This window comes from Butyrivibrio sp. AE2032 (assembly GCF_000702965.1).
The window spans coordinates 1,091,255-1,110,188 of sequence record NZ_JNLF01000003.1 but is presented as its reverse complement, the minus strand read 5'-3'; the positions used below and the strand labels follow the sequence as shown (position 1 = coordinate 1,110,188).

Sequence of the window (18,934 nt, the reverse complement as noted above, 5' to 3'; positions counted from 1 at the left end):
AAAAATGCAGAATAAAGGAAAATACTATATTACTACTGCAATCGCATATACATCAGGAAAGCCTCATATTGGAAACAGCTATGAGATCGTCCTGGCAGATGCTATTGCAAGATATAAGAGAAGAGACGGATTTGATGTTCATTTCCAGACAGGATCTGACGAGCACGGCCAGAAGATCGAAACAAGAGCTATCGAGGCGGGCTGTAGCAGCCCTAAGGAGTTCGTTGATCAGGTATCTGACGTGATCAAGGGCCTTTGGAACCTCATGGATACATCTTATGACAGATTCATCCGCACAACAGACGATGATCACGTTCAGCAGGTTCAGAAGATCTTTAAGAAGTTCTATGACCAGGGAGATATTTATAAGGGTTCCTACAAGGGAATGTACTGTACAGAGTGTGAGGCTTTCTACACAGAGTCACAGCTTGTTGACGGAAAGTGCCCTGAGTGTGGTGGTCCTGTTCATCCTGCTGAGGAAGAGGCATATTTCTTTAAGATGAGCAAATATGCTGACAGACTTATTGAGCACATCAATACACATCCTGAGTTTATTCAGCCTGTATCCCGTAAGAACGAGATGATGAATAACTTCCTGCTTCCGGGACTTCAGGATCTTTGTGTATCCAGAACCTCTTTTAAATGGGGGATCCCTGTTGATTTTGATGACAAGCACGTTGTATATGTATGGCTTGACGCTCTTTCAAACTATATTACCGGTATCGGTTATGATGCTGACGGAAACAGCTCAGAAGATTATAAGAAGTGGTGGCCTGCAGACCTTCACCTTATAGGAAAAGACATTATCAGATTCCATACTATCTACTGGCCTATCTTCCTGATGGCCCTTGGCGAGCCACTTCCTAAGCAGATCTTTGGCCATCCATGGCTGTTACAGGGCGGCGAAAAGATGAGTAAGTCAAAGGGCAATGTTATCTATGCAGATGATCTTGTAAGCCTCTTTGGGGTAGATCCTGTAAGATACTTCGTTCTTCACGAGATGCCTTTTGATAATGATGGTGTTATCACCTGGGAGCTTATGGTTGAGAGATTTAATTCTGATCTTGCTAATACTCTCGGAAACCTTGTTAACAGAACAATTGCAATGAGCAATAAGTATCTTGGTGGAGTTGTAGCTGATAAGGGCGTATCAGAGGCTGTTGACGATGACCTTAAGGCTGTTGTTACATCCTGCTACGGCAAGGTTGAGACAAAGATGGATGAGCTTCGTGTAGCCGATGCTCTTACTGAGATATTCACTCTTTTCAAGAGATGCAATAAGTATATTGATGAGACTGAGCCATGGATCCTTGGTAAGGATGAGAGCAAGAAGGACAGACTTTCAACAGTTCTTTACAACCTGGTGGAGTCAATCTCCATAGGAGCAGCACTTCTTGATCCATTTATGCCTGAGACAGCTCAGAAGATCAAAGAGCAGCTTTCAGCACCTGACAGAGATTTTGATTCTCTTTCTGAGTTCGGAAAGCTTCCAAACGACACAAAGGTAGTTGAGACTCCTGAGATGCTCTTTGCACGTAAGGATCTTAAGGATGTTCTTGAAAAGGCAGCTGAGATCACAAAGAAGCAGAAAGCTGATTTCGAAGAGTCCCAGAAGAAGGCAGCAATCAACCTTGCTAAGGCAGGACTTGCTCCTGCACCTAAGGAGGAAGCAGCGAAGGACTCTGAGGAGAAGGCGGTTATCGATATTCCTGCAAAAGAGGAAATCTCTTTTGAGCAGTTTGGAGCAATGCAGTTCCAGGTTGGAGAGATCATAAAGTGTGAGGCAGTTGAGAAATCTAAGAAGCTTTTGTGCTCACAGGTAAAGATCGGCAGTCAGGTAAAGCAGATTGTTTCCGGAATCAGGAAGTACTACTCTCCTGAGGAGATGGTTGGCAAGAAGGTAATGGTTCTTGTAAACCTTAAGCCTGCTAAACTTGCAGGAGTTCTTTCTGAGGGAATGCTCCTTTGCGCAGAGGATGCGGAAGGCAATCTGGCACTTATGACTCCTGAAAAAGATATGCCATCAGGAGCTGAAATTTGCTAATCCTGAATGAAATCTGTAGTATTATATATATATAACAACTTATGAGTGGAGGATAATCCAAATGGTACGCAAAGAGGAACTGACTTACAAATCAAGAGACAGACAGACAATGCTTCATGCGATTAGATGGATTCCAGAGGGAGAGCCTGTAGCTATTTTGCAGATCATCCATGGAATGCAGGAGTATATCGATCGCTATGATGAGTTTGCAAATTTCCTTGCAGAGAAAGGCATTCTCGTGATTGGTAATGATCATCTCGGACATGGAAAGTCTGTTGGTGACAAGGGTACTTATGGTTACTTCTGCAAAAATGATCCTGCGACAGTTCTTGTAAGGGACGCTCACAGGCTTAAGAAGATGACTCAGGAGGATTATCCAGGAATTCCATGCTTCATTCTTGGACACAGCTTTGGTTCTTTTGTTGCCAGAGAATATATCACAAGATACGGAACAGGTATCAAGGGTGCTATTATTCAGGGTACAGCATATATGCCAACAGGAACTATCAGAAGCCTTTCCGGCCTGGTAAACTTCCTTCAGTTCATCATGGGCGAGAAGTATCGCAGCAACATGGTTAACAACATGGCCTTCAAAGGTTATCTTTCCAGGATCCCTGATCATAAGACTAACTTTGACTGGCTCTCACATAATGACGAGAGCATACAGAAGTACATTGCAGATCCTGCATGTAATTTTGTATTCACACTTAATGGCTTCAAGACCATGGCTGACATCTTAAAGAGAGTCCAGGACATGGATGAGATGGAGAATATCCCTAAGGATCTGCCTGTTCTTATAACTGCTGGTAAAGAGGATCCGGTAGGCGGATATGGAGAAGCTCCTAAGAGGCTTTTTGCTATCTACACTAACGAACTGAAGATGACTAAGGTTGAGCTTAAGCTTTATGATGAAATGCGCCATGAACTTCAGCAGGAGATCGGAAGAGAAAAGATCTATGCTGAGCAGTATGAGTGGATAAAGAAAGTGCTGGATAGTGGATCAACAAATAATTGACACATCAAAAATAATGGTAAGATGCGCTTACCATTCTGATTGGGATGGGGCGATGAAGCTCGCATGGGACACCTTTGTGAGATTCGACGCCCCTGATTATTCTCAGGAAGGAATAGACAACTTCTATAATTTTATACATGATGAAATGCTCAGAAATATGTTTGTGGCAGGTCATTATCAGCTTTTTGTCGCCATGGATGAGGGCAGATATGTAGGTATGCTTTCTTTGAGGGAAAAGAAGCATATCTCTCTTTTGTTTGTAGATGAAAAATATCACAGACACGGAGTTGCAAGTGCGCTACTAAAGTTTGTGTGCAAATATGCTCTTACTGAGGAGGGTGAGGAGAGGCTCACAGTTAATGCTTCTCCATATGCGGTTGATTTTTATCACAAAAAGGGCTTCAGGGATTTACAAGGGGAAACTGTTGCTGACGGGATAAGATTCACACCGATGGAACTGGTATTTAGGTAAAAGGAAAAGGGTTTTAAAATGGGAAAAATATTTGATCTTGACAGTCCTCTTATCAGAGCACTGAACAAGCTTGCTGATGTTATGTGGATTAATGTACTGGTGCTGGTTTTTTCAATACCGCTTGTGGTGGAGCAGTTCTTTCTTATGTCTCCAGTATATATTGACCTGATGGATGCTGAACCGGGATCTTTTAATTTTGGATCTTATATACTAGTTATCATTATTGCCTGGGTGGCTGGAATAATCTGTTCCATTCCGTTAGGTCCTGCGCTTACAGCTATGCACTTTGTTCTTCTTAAGGTTGTCAGAGAAGAAGAGAGCTACATTACAAAGACTTTCTTTAAATCATTTAAGGAGAATTTTAAGCAGAGTGCTATTCTTCAGGTACTTCAGTTTGTTGCCTTTGGAATCATTTTCCTTGATTTCATTCTGACTTCAAACTTAAACAGCATCTACAGATACATTGTATTAGCAGTGGGACTTATCATTTTCATGGCGTCTCTCTACATTTTCCCTCTGCAGTCAAAGTTTGAGAACACCATACTTGGAACTATAAAGAACGCATTTCTTGTGTCTATCATGGCATTGCCAAGAACTGTGGGAATGGTAGTTGTAACACTTTTCCCCATTCTTTTGGTATATTTCTTTGAACTTAAAGTTGTACCGGTTCTGTTCCTTTTGGGAATAGCCGGACCAGGCTATTGCTGTGCAGCTCTCTACAGCGAAACTTTCAAAAAGTTTGAGCCTAAGGAAGAAGTTCTTTCTGAGGAAGAGGAGCTGGAACAGGCAATAAGAAAGATTGATGATGAGGAAAATTAAGAACAGATCACATCTTCGGTGGTTAGTACCTCTGTTTATCTTTTTTGTATTACTGGGATTCTTCCTTTTTGAATACAAAAAAGAAATCCATGAAAGGGCAATTACGGCAAAGGAGACTGAAATGGTTCTTGCTATTGAGCAGGAACTACAGGTGATTGATATCTCCCTTGCCAATGCCTCGTCGTGTCTTTTGGCATCTTCTAATGCCATATCTGAGTATAATCTTCAATATAATCGCAATCAGATTTTGGATATATTAAACAACATCGTGTCTTCGACGGATGCTACCAAGGCAATGATATGTGGCCTTGATGGACTGGGCTATGATAATGAGGACTGGGATGTTTATTTGGCTGATGAAACCTACTTCGAAGAAATTCTGTCAGAGTATTCAAAGGGCGGGCTTGGAATGGTCCTTCCTGACGACTATGGCGAGGGTGATGACAAGGAAGTCCTTTTGGTGTGTCACGTGGCTTTCGAGAAGAAAGAAGACGGTGTCATAGTGGTCAAAGTTCCTGTGATGGCGTTATCAGACAGCCTGTTTATGGACAGATTCATGGCAGATAATTTTGCCGTAATAACCCTTGATGGAATTGTCCTGGCCACAGCAAGGGGGCAGCATGAAAATGTAAGTGAAGGAAGAACTTCTTTCTGGAATCAGCTTCCCATTGGCATTTCTAAAGATACCATCAAGTTAAACATTTCCCAAAAGAACGTATATATGGGCAGGATAAAAGATTATGGATATATTCTTGTAATACCAATGAGAGTACCTACAGGCGGAGCAGTGGTGCTGATTCGTGATGACCAGATGGAAGTGATGATTGCCGAGGAAGAACTTGACTTTAGGGATCTTCTGGTAAAGATTGGCGTTCTTATTGCAGTTCTTTTGCTGATGGTTCTTCTTGCTCATGTCATCAGTGATCTTATTGAAGTGAAGATCAGGGAAAAGAAACTTTCCCAGAACGAGACGGATCCGGTGACGGGACTGATTACAAGAACTGCTGCTGAAGCAGAAATCCAAAATTATATGGATACTCCGGACAACAAAGGAGGATTGCTGTTCTTTGTTGGAATTGAGGGTGTGTCAACAGTGACGGATCTGGACAGGGCTATTATTGATTCCAGAAGAAAAGAATTTGCCAAGACTCTTAGCAAGAATTTCAGGGCAACTGATATTCTTGCAAGGATAGGTGATGATAGATACCTGGTATTCCTGAAGGGGGTACATGAAGATAAGGATGTGAGGAAGCAGACTGATGAGATGCAGATGTTCCTTCATGATCTGAGAGTTGATACTTCGGAAATCGGATATGCACATGCCGGAGCAGCTCTTTTCCCTGAAAACGGAAAAGATGTAAAAGAACTTATGGAGTCTTGTGAAGAGGCGCTGGAGAGGTCTAAGGAAGTAGGAAGAGGTAAACTGTCATTTTGAGAATTATGCAATAGTCAAGTTGCACAGTGATAATTTCTTTTATTCGTCAACATTTTTGGTTTTCTATCTTTCCGGGGTTATTCTAGGCAGAATGGCTAAGGAATAATAAAAAATTTGTGAAATTGGTGAATAGATAATAAATTTCCAAGATAATATACTTTTATCTAGCGTAAATCTATTTACACAATATTAGGAGGAAAGATAGGTATGGCAAGTTTATCACTTGAACATGTAACAAAGGTTTATCCTAACGGTTTCGAAGCTGTTAAAGACTTCAACCTTAACATTGAGGATAAAGAATTCATTATTTTCGTAGGACCTTCAGGATGTGGAAAGTCAACAACACTCCGTATGATCGCTGGACTTGAGGATATTTCTTCAGAAACACTTAAGATCGGTGACAGAGTTGTTAACGATGTAGAGCCTAAGGACAGAGATATCGCGATGGTATTCCAGAACTACGCTCTGTATCCACACATGACTGTATATGATAACATGGCTTTCGGACTTAAGCTTAGAAAAGTTCCTAAGGCAGAGATCGACAAGATGGTTAGAGATGCAGCTAAGATCCTTGATCTTGAGAAGCTCCTTGATCGTAAGCCAAAGGCTCTTTCAGGTGGACAGAGACAGCGTGTTGCTATGGGACGTGCTATCGTTCGTAACCCTAAGGTATTCCTTATGGACGAGCCTCTTTCAAACCTTGATGCTAAGCTCCGTGTACAGATGAGAACAGAGATTGCTAAGCTTCACCAGAGACTTGGCACAACAATCATCTATGTAACACACGATCAGACAGAGGCTATGACTCTTGGAACAAGAATCGTAGTTATGAAGGACGGTGTTGTTCAGCAGGTTGACACTCCTCAGAACCTCTATGACAAGCCAGGCAACCTCTTCGTTGCTGGATTCATGGGATCACCTCAGATGAACTTCCTTGACGCTGTAGTTGATGTACAGGGCGACAAGGCTTCCCTCCAGATCGCTGGTCAGTCAATCGAGCTTCCACCTGCAAAGGCTAAGAAGCTTATCGAGGGTGGCTACGCTGGAAAGACAGTTACATTCGGTATCCGTCCTGAGGATGTTGATGATTCTGAGATGGTTGTTAACACATCAAAGGCTGTATTCGAGTCAACAATCAACGTTTACGAGCTTCTTGGTGCAGAAGTTTATCTGTACTTTGATCTTGCTGAGTTCCCTATCACAGCTAGAGTTGATTCTCGTACAACAGCTAGACCTGGCGATAAGGTTAAGTTTGCTTTCGATGTTGAGAAGATCCACATCTTCGACAAAGAGACAGAGCAGACAATCACAAACTAAAAGTAATCACTTGGCGAGGCTCTTTCGAGCCTAGTGTACTACTTTGTTCCGGCGAGGCTTTGCCGAGAGCGGAACTTCCTTGTAATTTCCAAGAGCTGCGCACTTTGCGCAGCTCTTTTTTGCGTGTTATACTCGAATAGAGAGGTTTTCACTGAAAGGGGTAAACTATGATTTCTTCACAGACCATAAAAACAAGTATTGAAGAACTTGGCGCTATTACTAAGGTGGAGCTTTGTGTGCTGAATCTTAGCGGAGAAGTAGTTGCGTCCACCAGTGAGAAAGATTTTTTGGATGTCTCCATTATTACCAGTTTTGCAAATTCACCTGTGGATTCTCAGGTAATAGGCGATGTTCACCTCTTTAAGGTATTGGATGATACAGAGCCCTTGTATGTACTTCTTGCAAAGGGCGACTCTGAGCATGCTTACATGGTTGGAAAGATTGGAGTAAGTCAATTGCAGGCCCTGATTACGGCCTACAAGGAGAAGTTTGACCGAAATAATTTCTTCCAGAATCTTTTGCTGGATAACATGCTCCTTATTGATGTATACAACAGGGCGAGAAAGCTTAAGATAGAGGTTAATGCTCCAAGAGTAATAATCCTTGTGGAAGTGGGAAATGCAAAAGACAATACTGCCCAGGAGCTTCTTGGAGGAATGTTTGGTGCCCACTCCGGCGACTTTGTCACAGCTGTGGATGAGAACAGTGTTATTCTGATCAAGACCCTGTCCAAGATCCAGACCTACGATGAAGTGCAAAAGATTGCTACTACCATTGTGGATATGATGAACACAGAGGCGATGCTTAACGTAAGGGTATCTTACGGTGGAATCGTCTATGAGCTTAAGGACCTTAGCAAATCTTTTAAGGAAGCCAAAATGGCTCTGGAGGTTGGACGCATTTTTTATGCAGAGAAGATGGTCAATGCCTACAACACTCTTGGGATTGGAAGACTTATCTATCAGCTTCCTGAGAGCCTTTGCCGTATCTTCATCGAGGAGATATTTGCAGGAAAAGAAATCCCTGATGACCTTGATGAGGAAACCCTTGGCACCATCAATAAGTTCTTTGAGAATAATCTGAATGTATCAGAGACCTCAAGGCAGCTCTTTGTTCACAGAAATACTCTTGTGTACAGGATTGAGAAACTGGAAAAGAGCTGTGGACTTGATGTAAGGAAATTCGATGATGCCCTGACATTCAAGATTGCTATGATGGTTATCAATTATATGAAGTATTTGGAGAATTCCAGATAAATAGAAGAAACGCAAAAGCGGTTCTGTAAAGGATGCATGCACGTTGACTCCCGGAAAAGAACAGGCAACCTTACAACACATGGAAGGTTCTACTTAGTGCTGCTTCGTTCCCGACCTGACACGGTTCGCAGATTTCCATTGCATAAGACCCGGTCTCACACGAAAGGACTGCTACATACACCCTTTACAAAACCGCTCTATTACTATACTTATTTTTTATTATTATGTCAAATAACACTTTATCAGAAGAAGAAAAGAACGATATCAAATATATGAAGGCAGCCCTTGCCCAGGCTCGGAAGGCTTATAAACTGGGAGAGGTGCCTATTGGCTGCGTCATTGTATATGAGGACAAGATAATAGGCCGTGGGTACAATAGGAGAAACACAGATAAAACGCCCCTGGCTCATGCTGAAATTACGGCAATAAAAAGGGCCGGAAAGGTAATGAAGGACTGGCGACTTGAGGGCTGCAAGCTGTACGTTACTCTGGAGCCCTGCCAGATGTGTTCCGGCGCTATAGTTCAGGCCAGAATACCAGAGGTCATTATGGCGGCTGAAAATCCTAAGGCCGGATGCGCAGGGTCAGTTATGGATATTTTGAACAACCCGGAGTTTAATCATCAGGTAAGTGTAAAGAAGGGTGTTCTTAAAGAAGAGAGCAGTGCTCTTTTAAAAAAATTTTTTCTGGAACTGAGAGCAAGGAATAAAGCTGAAAAAGAGCAGAAAGGTAAAGCCTGTGAGTAAGAGAATTGTTTCAATTCTGCTCGTTCTGTTCATGCTTATGACTATCGTTGCATGCGGAAAGGGCGAAAACAGGGGATATCAAAAGAACAAGGCAGCCAGTCAGATAGACTTTAGCCAGAAACCGGTCACAATTACCTATCTGACTATCGGAGATAAGCCAGTCAATGGCCGCACTGAGGAAGTGATTGAACAGCTCAATAAGATCCTGATCAAACGTCTCAATGCCAGGCTGGATATTTATTACGTGGGATGGAATGACTATCTTCAGAATTATGACAGGACACTGGAAAATCCCAATGCAGGAATTGACCTTGTGGGAACCGGAACAGATTGGCTGGATGCCTGGCCAAATGTCATCAATGGCAATTTTCTGCCGCTTACTGAGGAAATGATCAGAGAGTATTGTCCGGAAACATTTGCTAATGTTCCGAAGACTACCTGGAAGAAATGTTCCTATGATGGTAGTATTTATTTTCTGCCGGAAAACGAGTACACACAGTGGACGAACCACGGCTTCATCTATAGAACAGATATTGCCAAGGAGGCCGGCCTTTCCGAGGTTAAAAGCTGGGATGACCTGGATAAATACTTTGAGTGTGTGATCAAAAATCACCCGGAGATGATTCCCTGGGATTTTGCTGGAGATAGCGGAGTCCCTGCCCTTGGATATATTATGTCTTCCATGAAGTATGTACCTATCTATGAGGTGACAACCTATGGACTATGGGGGGAGGATTTAAATAACAAGGGTAAGATAATATCTCCTTTTTATAAGGGAGATGAATTTGTTGAGTATGCAAGACTGATGAAGAAGTGGAATCAGATGGGTGTTTGGAGAAACAATGTTTCCACTGCTGAGGACAATACTGAGGAGTTCTATGCAGGAACATCCTCTGTGGCACAGCACCATACTCAGAATTTCTTTACCTTAATAAAACCCGCCATGAGGGTAAAAAATCCTGATGTTGGCGTTAAGTTTTACTGGTTTGGCAAGGAAAGCGGAAATCTTATGAGGCTCAGCGACCTTCATGGAGCCATGGCGATTTCTGCCTACTCCAAAAATCCCGAGAGAGCACTTATGGTCTATGATATGCTCAGAAATGACGAGGATTGTTACAGGCTGCTCCGGTATGGGATAGAGGGAATCCAGTATACTGTCACTGATAGCGGAATGATGGAAAAACCAAGTGGTTATAATGAAGCCAAGGATGGAATAGTGACTAACTTCTGGTGGGGCAGGCGTGATGTACTTGAGATTCCGGATTCTGCTAATTCATGGGATGATTATTATGAGCTGGTTGGAAGCTATGAACATGTGGCAATAGATTATCCCTGGGATGGTGTTCCATTCTCAACTCCACAGATCAATGCACAGCTTTCAGAGATAACAGCAATTTGCGATAAATATATACCACTTATCTCAACAGGCCAGTATGACGTTGGGCCTGAGGAGATGGTGGCTGAGTTCAGGAACGAGCTTATGAAGGCGGGCTTTGAACGAATAACAGGACAGCTACAAAGGATTTATAATGCACAGTAATTTAAGCCTTTTTATAAAAAAGAACAAAAACAGGATATGGGCACTGGGGTTGACAATACCCATCATTGGAAGCGCTGCAGGATGTGGCGCTTCTTCTGCTGAATTACCTCAGGAGAGCCCGGAGAAGATATTAAGCTCTGAGGAGGTAAAGCTCTCCTATGAAGCACCCACCCAGATTCCGAGGATCCTTATAGATCAGGTGGGCTATGACATAGACTCTGAGAAAGCGGTGGTTTTTAGTGAAGAAGGCCTTTCTGGAAATTTCTATGTCTGCGAACTGGAGACAGGAATCCCTGTGTACACAGGAACTATTCTTAAAGGGCAGGGACATTTTACAGATTTAAAGGAAGAGGGAAGCTACTATATTTATACTGATGAAGTGGGAGAGTCCTACTCTTTTTCCATAAAAGAAGACATATATGGTGAGGTGTTTAACAGGGCTTGCAAAAAATACTACATAAATCGGTGTGGACTTGCCCTGTCGGAAAATTACGCCGGAGAAAATGCCCACAGCGCCTGCCATACCACCATGGCAAAGCTACAGGAAGACCCTGACACCCAGATTGATGTGTCAGGCGGATGGCACATGGATGAACAGGCAAGAAGAGACACCAAGCTTGGAAGCAGGATCGCAGAAAACCTTCTGCTGGCCTACGAGATGAATCCGGATCCCTTTTCTGATGAAAGTGGGATTCCGGAAAGTGGCAATGGTATTCCTGATATTCTTGATGAAGTCAGATATGAGGTTGAATGGCTTCTTAAGATGCAGGATGCAAAGACCGGAGGAGAGTACGGCGCGGCGGTCACTGACTCAACAAATGGAGCAGATCTTTTTGCTGCGCCTGTATTTGTGACTCCCACTGATCTTGAGGCGACAGTTTCTTTTGCAGCGGCGGCAGCCAGATTCAGTTACATCTATCAGCAGTACGATGCAGAATTTGCCACCACTTGTCTAAAAGCAGCAGATAGGGCTTGGACCTGTTATCTGAACAACCAGAAACCTATAGAAAACACTGCGTCCTTTGAGGCAGCAGCACAGCTCTACAGGGCAACCGGAGCAGAAAATTATCATCAGGTCCTGGAACAGTTCTTTGAAAAAAGCGACTTTGACAGCCTTTTTGATACAGACGAAAACATTTTCATGGGTGGCGTGACCTATCTGTCCATTAATAAGGCTGTAGATGTGGAAAGATGTACAGCTCTCATGAAACTCCTGATGAAAAGATCGGAGCAGATAGCATCTGACGCCTCCAAATCACCATATCTGGTGACCGATGCGGAAAGTAGTGGCAGGTTTGACCGGATGCTGGATGATATGCGCTGCCTTACAATAACGGACCATATCATCTATAACCACGAGTACACCACCATAATTGAGAATCATGCTCATTTTCTTATGGGGATGAACCCGGATGCCATAAACTTCATCTCTGATGATACTGAGAGAACCTATGAAACAGCAGGGACTACCGGAGTTCTTGGAGACCCTGAGAGTGACGCGCTTTTCATATTTATGTTAAGTGTGATAATATAAATTGGATTATGAAGACTACTATTAATGGATTAAATATAAACTACATAGACGAGGGGCAGGGACAGCTCCTGGTTTTGCTTCACGGCTGGGGTTCCAACATAGAGCTCTTTTCCGGGATAATTAATTTCGTAAAGAGTAAGTACCACGTGGTGGCTATGGATATGCCGGGCTTTGGAAAGAGCGATGAACCTCTTGAGCCCATGAACGTTGATGACTTCGTGAATTTTGTCCTTGAGTTCATAAAAGAGCTTTATCCTCAGGAGAAGGAGATCATTTTTCTTGGTCATTCCATGGGCGGAAGGATCATTATAAAGCTTGCATCCGGTATTCATGATGGAAGGATCAAGGCTTGCTTTACTATCCCCAAGGTAATTCTGACGGATGCTGCCGGGGTGCTTCCTGTAAAGACTGAGGCGCAAAAGAAACGCACCAGGAGATATAAGTTCTACAAGAATCTTCTTACCAAGACCGGAATTGCCAAGGCTTTTCCCGGAAGTTTGGACAAGCTTCAAAAGAAATTTGGAAGTGCGGACTATGCAGCAGCTTCGCCTGTTATGAGACAGTCTCTTGTTAAGGTTGTAAACGAGGATCTTGTACCATACATGAAGTCTGTGACTATGCCGGCTCTTTTGATCTGGGGCGATAAAGACACAGCGACTCCTCTTTCGGATGGACAGACCATGGAAAGAGAGATGCCTGAGGCTGGCCTTGCAGTAATTAACGGCGTGGGGCATTATTCATTCCTTGAGAATCCATATCTTTACAACAAGATTTTGGGAAGCTTTTTGGGAATAAGTATCTGAGGTAATAGATTATGTTTTTGATTTCAGCTTTTGTATTGATAATACCTGTACTTTGTCTGGCTTTTCTGGGACTGCGGTTTTATACCCATATGCTTCAGCTTTCCAGCTACCAGTTTCAGGGATATTTCAGGTTCATGAAGACTAACTGGAAGAGAGTGTTGTTCCATATTCTCTTCCTTATATTTTTTGTATTGGTGTTCTTTGGTGCAGGCTTTAATTCCATGGCGTTGCCGATAGTAATGCTGCTGGCAATACTTGGAATCTTCATCGGCCTTATTATCTCCTATCTTCCTAGGGAGGCCAAGAAAAAGTTTGTGGTAACTGACAGGGTAAAGAGACTTTTTATCACTTACGTTGTCCTGACAGTCCTTATTTTTGCCCTGGGATGTCTTGGCGTGAGAGTGACTCAGGTTGGGCTTGATGAATACGGTGATGTGCTATTTGCCGTGGGACTGATTATGGGAGCTGTGATTTATGTGACAGTGCTTCCTTTTATCCCTGCTCTTGCTAACCTTATCAACAAGCCAATAGAAAACCGTATAAATCAGGGATTTATTGACGACGCAGTAAGGATACTGAAGGAACATGAGAACCTTCGTATCATCGGAATAACCGGAAGCTATGGAAAGACCAGTGTTAAGTATTATCTGACAACGCTTTTGTCTGAGGGCTTCAGAGTACTTATGACCCCCGAGAGTTACAACACTCCCATGGGTATCGTAAGGACCATAAGGGAGCACATGCAGCCAACTCACGAGGTATTTGTCTGCGAGATGGGCGCCCGTCACCTTCATGATATAAAAGAGATCACGGATTTTGTTCATCCTGATGACGGAATCGTGACATCTATCGGATATCAGCACCTTGAAACCTTTCATTCCCTGGAAAATATCATCAGCACCAAGTATGAACTCTTAGATGCAGTAGATGAAAAAGAGAAGGCTGAGGGAGGAAAGGTTCCCGGCAAACACCTTAAGTTTGTAAACGGCGACAACGAGATCATAAGAAATAATATGAAGTATCCTGATGCTATAACCTATGGACTTTCAGAAGGTTGTGACTTCAGGGCAACAGATATAAAGGTTACCGGCGCAGGAACTACATTTACTGTTACTTCAAAGACCGGAGAGAGCAGCGAGTTTAATACAAAGCTTGTGGGAAGACACAACGTGGAGAATATTGTGGGAGCCATTGCTGCAGCCAACAGTCTGGGCATTCCTATGACAAAGCTTCGGATGGCTGTAAGAAGGCTTCAGAGCGTTCCCCACAGACTTGAACTTGTTAAGCACGGAAATGTTTCTATCCTTGATGATGCTTATAACTCTAATCCTAATGGAGCAAAGGTGGCTCTTGAGACTCTGGCTCTTTTTGAGGACAGCGTTAAGATCCTTGTTACTCCCGGAATGGTTGAGCTGGGAGAGAAGGAAGATGAGTACAACAAAGACTTCGGAGCTCAGGCAGCTGGAGTCTGTGATTATATAATCCTGGTAGGAGATAAGAACAGTGCTTCCATTAAGAAAGGCGTTGAGGAAGCCGGATTTGACCCGGAGAAGCTCTTTGTAAAGAGCACCTTTACGGAAGCTTCCAAGCTTATGTATGAACTTGACGCAGGCAGAGAAAAGGTTATACTTTTAGAGAACGATCTGCCCGATAATTATAAGTAAGAAATTTGCAGACCGGTGAAAGAAGGATTTTATGAAGCTGAAAGTAGCAGTATTATTTGGCGGAAAAAGTACAGAGCATGAGATCTCAATCATCTCAGCAATACAGGCAATTGGTTACATCAACAAGGAAAAGTATGATGTGATACCTGTTTACATCACAAAGAACAATGATTTTTATGTAGGTGATGCAGTAGGAAATATCGAGGAGTACACTCACATTCCTGAACTTCTCAAAAAGAGCACACAGGTTATATGGGTTAAGGAAGGTGATAGAGTATCCCTTGTAAGATACCCAATGAAGAAGTTTGGTAACAATGTGATCACACAGGTAGATATCGCATTCCCTATCGTTCACGGAACAAATGTTGAGGACGGAACTTTACAGGGATACCTGGCTACAATGGGGCTTCCTGTTGTGGGCTGTGATGTTCTCTCATCTGCTGTCGGAATGAATAAATACGTAATGAAGACAGTCCTTAAGGACAATGATATACCTGTTCTTGACTGCAAGTGCTATACCTGGAAAGACTATGAGGATGTGGATGGTCTTGTTGCAAAGATCGAGAAAGCATTCACCTATCCTGTTATCATTAAGCCTTTAAACCTTGGTTCCAGTATCGGTATCAAGCTTGCAAAGGACAGAGATGAGCTTTTGGAAGCCCTTGATCTTGGATTTGAATTCTCCAAGAAGATACTTGTAGAAAGAGCTATCACTAACCTTAAGGAGATCAACTGCTCAGTACTTGGCGACTACGAGTCAGCCCAGGCTTCTGAGTGTGAGGAGCCAGTTAACTCTGACGAGATCCTCAGCTTTGAAGATAAGTATATCGGTGGAGCAAAGGGCGGCGCTAAGGGTGCTAAGACCGGAGGCAGCAAGGGAATGGCTTCTCTTAAGAGAAAGATTCCTGCTGAGATCTCTTCCGAGATGAGAGACAAGATCAGAAAGATGGCAGTTGATGCATTTATCTGCCTTGGCTGCAGCGGTGTATCAAGAATCGACTTCATGATCGATATGGACACCAATGAAGTATATTTAAATGAGATCAACACTATTCCCGGATCTCTTTCCTTCTATCTTTGGGAGCCACTGGGAATGAAGTATGAGACTCTTTTGGACAACATGATAGAGCTGACTCTTAAGGCTGACAGAGAGAACCACAAGGTGGTTTACTCCTTCGATACTAACGTCCTTGAAGGCGTTAAGCTTGGAGGCGGAAGCAAGGGCAGCAAGATGTAAAAAAGAAAGCAGGAGTGGCCACTCCTGCTTTTTTTACAACTTCATTGCTGCGTTCTTAAGGTAGATTTCCTCGATGATATTCTTTACATATCCATCGATGTTCTTCTGATCTTCCTTTGAAAGCTCGCTCATGATTATGGGCTTGCCATATTCGATTACAACCTTGGTGCTGCGGATGAATGGAACATGTTTTTCAAGGATTTCATCTGAGTGGTTCATTACAACAGGAATGATGGGACATCCTGACTTCTGGGCAATCTTGAAGCTTCCCTTATGGAACTCTCCCAAAGGCTGGTCTGTCTTGTTTCGGGTTCCTTCAGGGTAAATGAAGATGGAAATACCGTTTTTGACTTTATCTATGGCAGTAAGGACCATTTCAAGGCCTTTTCTGAGATCCTTTCTGTCCAGGAACAGGCAATCAAGATAGATCATCCAGATGTTAAGAAGAGGAACCTTTAAGACTTCTTTCTTGGAAATAAATCCTGTTGGACCCGGAACTCTTGGGTAAGCAATGACAATATCGAAAATGCTTCTGTGGTTTCCTACGTAAAGAACAGCCTGATCCTTTGGAACATTTTCCTCGCCGATGACGGTGCGCTTAACGCCGCTGATGAAAGAAACTACATTAAATGCCCAACCGACAACTGCTAGGGATACTTTCTTCTTAACCATGGGATTGAACTTTCCGATGATCAAGAGCACTCCCTGTAATGGCAGACTTAGTATCAGAAATATTGCAACAAACAAAACTGCAAGAATAGTTCGTATCATAATGATGAATCTCCTGTTTCCAAAAATCTTAGACTATTTTCTCATAGTTGCAGGGCTAAATCAACAAAAGCTGTGGTGTGAGCCAAAGGTTTTATGATAAAGTAAATTTGAACATTAAGGATGGGAGCTTGTAAGAATGATAATAATAAAGAATGGAAGGCTGATGGATCCTGCTACGGGGACTGAGGGCCTTTACGACATTTTAATAGACGGTGACAAGATCGCCAGTATCGGGCTTTGCGGAAGCCTGGATGAGATGGCGAAGGAAGCTGCGTCCATGAAGCTCATGGAGGGCGTGGAGTCCGAATCTATTACAGAGATAGATGCCACCGGATGTGTAGTTGCTCCGGGACTTGTTGATGGTCATGTTCACTTTAGAGATCCTGGATTTACCTACAAAGAGGATATTGAAAGCGGCGCCAGGGCAGCAGCCAGAGGTGGTTTTACCAGTGTGATAATGATGGGAAACACCTATCCCCATATGGACAACGTGAATACCATTAAGGATGTGCTTGACCGTGGAGGCAAGACCGGAATAAAAATCTACGCTTGCGGAAATGTCACCATGGGCATGTCGGGAAAAGAGCTTACACCTATGGAAGAGCTTGTAGAGGCAGGAGCAGTTCTTTTCACTGATGACGGAAAACCCCTGATGGATGAAAACCTGATGGAGAAGGCCTGTGAGGAAGCAGTTAGACTTGAAAAGGTCATAAGCCTTCACGAGGAGGATCCGGCGGTAATAACAGACAATGGCATAAATGCCGGGGAAGTGGCAGAGACCATGGGGCTTAAGGGCTCTCCAAGAGAAGCTGAGATCTCCATGGTGAAAAGAGATATCGATATCGCCAAAAAGACCGGAGCTACAATAGTTGTCCAGCACATAAGCGCTGCTGAATCTGTTGAGCTAATACGGCAGGCCAGAAGGGAATGGGTAAAGGTCTTTGCCGAGGCAACGCCTCATCATTTCACACTGACCCAGGATGCAGTTAAGACCCACGGAACCCTGGCCAAGATGAATCCGCCTCTTAGACTTGAAAGTGACAGACTGGCAATAATAGAGGGACTTAAAGATGGCACCATCGACATGATCGCCACGGACCACGCTCCTCACTCAAAGGAAGAGAAGGACAAGCCATTCAGGGAGGCACCAAGTGGCATTACGGGACTGGAGACTTCCCTGGCCCTGGGCATTCGCGAGCTGGTTATGCCCGGACACTTAAGCCTCATGGAGCTTCTTGCAGCCATGACCTGTAATCCTGCAGCGTTATACGGTATAGATGCAGGAGCAATAAGGATTGGGGGAAGCGCTGATCTTGTGGTCTTTAACCCTGATGAGGAGTGGGCCTTTGATCAAAGCCTTTCAAAATCCACTAACACACCTTTCCTTGGAGAGAAGTTCCCTGGAAAGATTTATGATACAATCTGCAGAGGAAATGTAGTCTATGCCTCTGATAATTGATTAGGAGAGATTTCTGATGTCAAAAAAGATAAAAAAAGAAGCTAAAGTATTGAGCCAGGGTATGCTGGCTGAGGGAATCTATGACATGTGGCTGGAAACCCCTATGGCAGGTGATGTAAGGCCCGGCCAGTTTGTAGGCGTTTATCCTGTGAACAAGGCAACACTCCTTCCAAGACCCATCAGCATCTGTGAGGTGGATACTGAAAGGTCTGCCATTAGACTGGTGTACAGGGTTGTGGGCACCGGAACTGCAGAGTTTGCACTGTATCAGCCCGGGGACTATATCATGATCCTTGGACCTTTGGGAAATGGCTTTCCGCTTGAGAAGGCTGCTGGCAAAAGAGCTGTTGTCATGGGAGGTGGAATTGGCGTTCCACCACTTCTTGAGACAACCAAAAGGCTTTCGCTATTAAGGGGAGATACAACACCTGAGGAAGTAAGTGCTGTCATGGGATACAGGGACAGTGAGACTTTCCTTGCTGATGAGTTTTCCAGATACAGCAGCATGCACATTGCAACTGAGGATGGAAGCACGGGTACAAAGGGAAATGTTCTGGATGCCATAAAGGCTGATAAAGTCCCCTGCGATGTTATCTTTGCCTGTGGTCCAATGCCCATGCTTAAGGCTATCAAGAACTACGCAGAGGAAAACGATATAGAAGCCTATATCTCCCTCGAGGAGAGAATGGCCTGCGGAGTTGGAGCCTGCCTTGGCTGTATCTGCAAGACGAAGAATGTTGATGATCACTCCCTTGTTAAAAATGCAAGGATCTGTACAGATGGTCCCGTATTTGATGCAAGAGATCTGGATATGTGAAAGGA

General features: G+C 43.6%; 16 protein-coding genes and 1 other RNA gene. 15 read left to right on the top strand and 2 right to left on the bottom strand.

Features of this window, described 5'->3' with window-relative positions; genetic code table 11:
- The first annotated feature begins 4 nt into the window (after positions 1–4).
- From metG to BO18_RS06935, 7 genes are all read left to right on the top strand, one after another.
- A complete protein-coding gene (gene metG / locus BO18_RS06965) occupies positions 5–2,044 on the top strand; it encodes a methionine--tRNA ligase (RefSeq protein ID WP_034444830.1) in 2,040 nt (679 codons plus the stop codon).
- A 61-nt stretch (positions 2,045–2,105) separates the two neighbouring features.
- Positions 2,106–3,059: an alpha/beta fold hydrolase gene (locus BO18_RS06960; protein ID WP_034444828.1), complete on the top strand. Its 954-nt coding sequence runs from the start codon at positions 2,106–2,108 to the stop codon at positions 3,057–3,059.
- 52 nt (positions 3,060–3,111) lie between these two features.
- Positions 3,112–3,531, top strand: a complete 420-nt coding sequence (locus BO18_RS06955; RefSeq protein ID WP_034444826.1) for a GNAT family N-acetyltransferase — start codon at positions 3,112–3,114, stop codon at positions 3,529–3,531.
- 18 nt (positions 3,532–3,549) lie between these two features.
- Positions 3,550–4,350 (top strand): YesL family protein, encoded by an 801-nt coding sequence (locus tag BO18_RS06950; RefSeq protein ID WP_034444824.1) that lies wholly within the window; start codon positions 3,550–3,552, stop codon positions 4,348–4,350.
- Between the two features lie 121 nt (positions 4,351–4,471).
- On the top strand, positions 4,472–5,785 hold the full coding sequence (locus BO18_RS06945) for a GGDEF domain-containing protein (RefSeq protein WP_185752366.1): 1,314 nt from the start codon (positions 4,472–4,474) through the stop codon (positions 5,783–5,785).
- A gap of 207 nt (positions 5,786–5,992) precedes the next feature.
- Positions 5,993–7,102, top strand: coding sequence for an ABC transporter ATP-binding protein (locus tag BO18_RS06940; protein ID WP_034444820.1), 1,110 nt, complete (start codon positions 5,993–5,995; stop codon positions 7,100–7,102).
- Between the two features lie 167 nt (positions 7,103–7,269).
- The gene (locus BO18_RS06935; RefSeq protein ID WP_034444818.1) at positions 7,270–8,358 is read left to right on the top strand and encodes a PucR family transcriptional regulator; all 1,089 of its coding nucleotides are present in this window, start codon (positions 7,270–7,272) and stop codon (positions 8,356–8,358) included.
- Positions 8,359–8,413: 55 nt separating this feature from the next.
- Here BO18_RS06935 and ffs read toward each other — a convergent pair.
- Positions 8,414–8,513: signal recognition particle sRNA small type (gene ffs, locus BO18_RS33950), an RNA gene on the bottom strand.
- A 69-nt stretch (positions 8,514–8,582) separates the two neighbouring features.
- Here ffs and tadA point away from each other — a divergent pair.
- From tadA to BO18_RS06905, 6 genes are read left to right on the top strand one after another with little or no spacing between them, the layout of a single operon-like run.
- Positions 8,583–9,104 carry a tRNA adenosine(34) deaminase TadA gene (tadA, locus tag BO18_RS06930; protein ID WP_051688555.1) on the top strand — a complete coding sequence of 174 codons (522 nt, stop codon included), beginning with the start codon at positions 8,583–8,585 and terminating at the stop codon, positions 9,102–9,104.
- The gene (locus BO18_RS06925) at positions 9,097–10,644 is read left to right on the top strand and encodes an extracellular solute-binding protein (protein ID WP_185752365.1); all 1,548 of its coding nucleotides are present in this window, start codon (positions 9,097–9,099) and stop codon (positions 10,642–10,644) included. The genes tadA and BO18_RS06925 overlap by 8 nt, the downstream gene beginning before the upstream one ends.
- The gene (locus BO18_RS32515) at positions 10,634–12,178 is read left to right on the top strand and encodes a glycoside hydrolase family 9 protein (protein WP_051688553.1); all 1,545 of its coding nucleotides are present in this window, start codon (positions 10,634–10,636) and stop codon (positions 12,176–12,178) included. Before BO18_RS06925 ends, BO18_RS32515 begins: the two co-directional genes overlap by 11 nt.
- 8 nt (positions 12,179–12,186) lie before the next feature.
- The gene (locus BO18_RS06915; protein ID WP_034444814.1) at positions 12,187–12,981 is read left to right on the top strand and encodes an alpha/beta fold hydrolase; all 795 of its coding nucleotides are present in this window, start codon (positions 12,187–12,189) and stop codon (positions 12,979–12,981) included.
- A gap of 11 nt (positions 12,982–12,992) precedes the next feature.
- Positions 12,993–14,645 carry a Mur ligase family protein gene (locus tag BO18_RS06910; protein WP_034444812.1) on the top strand — a complete coding sequence of 551 codons (1,653 nt, stop codon included), beginning with the start codon at positions 12,993–12,995 and terminating at the stop codon, positions 14,643–14,645.
- Between the two features lie 31 nt (positions 14,646–14,676).
- The gene (locus BO18_RS06905) at positions 14,677–15,882 is read left to right on the top strand and encodes a D-alanine--D-alanine ligase family protein (RefSeq protein ID WP_034444811.1); all 1,206 of its coding nucleotides are present in this window, start codon (positions 14,677–14,679) and stop codon (positions 15,880–15,882) included.
- A gap of 33 nt (positions 15,883–15,915) precedes the next feature.
- On the opposite strand, the gene BO18_RS06900 is transcribed toward BO18_RS06905, so the two are convergent.
- Entirely contained in the window at positions 15,916–16,653 is a 738-nt protein-coding gene (locus tag BO18_RS06900) for a lysophospholipid acyltransferase family protein (protein ID WP_034444809.1), read from the bottom strand.
- Between the two features lie 136 nt (positions 16,654–16,789).
- Between BO18_RS06900 and BO18_RS06895 the strand changes: the two genes are divergently transcribed.
- The gene (locus BO18_RS06895) at positions 16,790–18,112 is read left to right on the top strand and encodes a dihydroorotase (RefSeq protein WP_034444807.1); all 1,323 of its coding nucleotides are present in this window, start codon (positions 16,790–16,792) and stop codon (positions 18,110–18,112) included.
- A 16-nt stretch (positions 18,113–18,128) separates the two neighbouring features.
- The gene (locus tag BO18_RS06890) at positions 18,129–18,929 is read left to right on the top strand and encodes a dihydroorotate dehydrogenase electron transfer subunit (protein ID WP_034444805.1); all 801 of its coding nucleotides are present in this window, start codon (positions 18,129–18,131) and stop codon (positions 18,927–18,929) included.
- Positions 18,930–18,934: the final 5 nt, after the last annotated feature.

Bases quoted from the DNA above. Each gene is read 5' to 3' on its own strand.
- BO18_RS32515 (WP_051688553.1), top strand. From the start codon at position 10,634: ATGCACAGTAATTTAAGCCTTTTTATAAAAAAGAACAAAAACAGGATA.
- BO18_RS06960 (WP_034444828.1), top strand. From the start codon at position 2,106: ATGGTACGCAAAGAGGAACTGACTTACAAATCAAGAGACAGACAGACA.
- BO18_RS06910 (WP_034444812.1), top strand. From the start codon at position 12,993: ATGTTTTTGATTTCAGCTTTTGTATTGATAATACCTGTACTTTGTCTG.
- BO18_RS06940 (WP_034444820.1), top strand. From the start codon at position 5,993: ATGGCAAGTTTATCACTTGAACATGTAACAAAGGTTTATCCTAACGGT.
- BO18_RS06895 (WP_034444807.1), top strand. From the start codon at position 16,790: ATGATAATAATAAAGAATGGAAGGCTGATGGATCCTGCTACGGGGACT.
- BO18_RS06900 (WP_034444809.1), bottom strand. From the start codon at position 16,653: ATGATACGAACTATTCTTGCAGTTTTGTTTGTTGCAATATTTCTGATA.
- BO18_RS06915 (WP_034444814.1), top strand. From the start codon at position 12,187: ATGAAGACTACTATTAATGGATTAAATATAAACTACATAGACGAGGGG.
- BO18_RS06945 (WP_185752366.1), top strand. From the start codon at position 4,472: ATGGTTCTTGCTATTGAGCAGGAACTACAGGTGATTGATATCTCCCTT.
- BO18_RS06955 (WP_034444826.1), top strand. From the start codon at position 3,112: ATGAAGCTCGCATGGGACACCTTTGTGAGATTCGACGCCCCTGATTAT.
- BO18_RS06950 (WP_034444824.1), top strand. From the start codon at position 3,550: ATGGGAAAAATATTTGATCTTGACAGTCCTCTTATCAGAGCACTGAAC.
- BO18_RS06935 (WP_034444818.1), top strand. From the start codon at position 7,270: ATGATTTCTTCACAGACCATAAAAACAAGTATTGAAGAACTTGGCGCT.
- BO18_RS06905 (WP_034444811.1), top strand. From the start codon at position 14,677: ATGAAGCTGAAAGTAGCAGTATTATTTGGCGGAAAAAGTACAGAGCAT.
- BO18_RS06890 (WP_034444805.1), top strand. From the start codon at position 18,129: ATGTCAAAAAAGATAAAAAAAGAAGCTAAAGTATTGAGCCAGGGTATG.
- metG (WP_034444830.1), top strand. From the start codon at position 5: ATGCAGAATAAAGGAAAATACTATATTACTACTGCAATCGCATATACA.
- tadA (WP_051688555.1), top strand. From the start codon at position 8,583: ATGTCAAATAACACTTTATCAGAAGAAGAAAAGAACGATATCAAATAT.